The following is a 1,044-nucleotide window of genomic DNA, read 5'->3' as shown; positions in this document are numbered from 1 at the left end:
CTCGGGCAGCGTCTCGAAATCGACCGACACGCACAGTGCGTGCGTGACATCGTGCTCGCTCATGTTGTCGAGCACGGCCGGCAAACGGTCGGCCAGACCCTTGAAATTGATGTGGCAATGAGAATCGACGAACATCGTGTTTCCTGTAATGCGGTAAGGCGGGGGCGCCTAGGCGCGGCCGGGCTAGGCGCGCGACGCGGCGTCCAGCCGTTTGCCGAGGATCACCAGATCGCGCTCGACGCCGTCGAGCACGGCCACCCGCGGCAGGTTGCCCCACGGTTCGAAGCCGAAGCGGGCGAACAGCTTCAGGCTCGGCGTGTTGTGGCCGAAGATGAAGCCGAGCGCCGTGTCGATGCCGAGCCCGGGCGCCTGCGCGAGCGCGGCTTCGAGCAGCCGCGTACCGAGGCCCTTGCCGCGCGCGGCTTCGTCGAGATAAATGCTGATTTCGGCCGTATGCCGGTATGCCGGCCGGCCATAGAAATCCGAGAAGCTGAGCCATGCGATCACGCGGCCGTCCTCCTCGACGACCCACAGCGGCCGTGAATCCGGCCCATGTGCGGCAAACCAGTCGCGCCGGCTGTCGACACTGACAGGCGCCAGATCGGCCGTCACCTGCCGCGAGGCGATCGTCGAATTGTAGATCGCGACGATCGCCGGCAGATCGGCCTCGGTCGCATCACGATACAAGTGGGTCATCGTATTTCAACCATCGAGAAATAGAACGGCACTCACGCAAACAGGTCCCGATATCCGAGAAACAATTCCTCGAATACCAGCCGCGCATTGAGCGGATGATTCTCGACCATGCGCTGCCGCGACACGGCCTTCATGAAGCGCGCGAATGCATTCGCATCGAGTGCGTCCGCGCAACGCGCCAGTGCGGCGGCATGGCGAGGGAAATAGCGCGGGCCGCCGGCCATGCGCTGGGCGAGCAAATCGTACAGCCAGCGCTGCAGCCAGCCGAGCACGAGCGGCACCGGCAATTTCTGCAGCGCTTCGCCGCATGCGAACGGGTCGCACGCCGCGCCCGCCGCGAGCTGGCCG

The 1,044-nt window shown here is 65.3% G+C and carries 1 protein-coding gene and 2 pseudogenes; all 3 read right to left on the bottom strand.

Annotated elements, in window-relative coordinates; translation table 11 throughout:
• Window positions 1–135 (bottom strand): annotated as a pseudogene (locus KH616_RS25340) (DNAase); the annotation flags it as partial.
• Between the two features lie 48 nt (window positions 136–183).
• The gene (locus KH616_RS25335) at window positions 184–696 is read right to left on the bottom strand and encodes a GNAT family N-acetyltransferase (protein ID WP_292255347.1); all 513 of its coding nucleotides are present in this window, start codon (window positions 694–696) and stop codon (window positions 184–186) included.
• A gap of 32 nt (window positions 697–728) precedes the next feature.
• A pseudogene (locus KH616_RS25330) lies at window positions 729–1,044 on the bottom strand (DNA polymerase III subunit delta'); the annotation flags it as partial.

It is taken from the genome of Burkholderia sp. (assembly GCF_018375725.1).
Classification (GTDB): Bacteria; Pseudomonadota; Gammaproteobacteria; order Burkholderiales; family Burkholderiaceae; genus Burkholderia.
The sequence above is the reverse complement of the archived record's forward strand: the minus strand, read 5'-3'. Positions and strand labels throughout refer to the sequence as shown.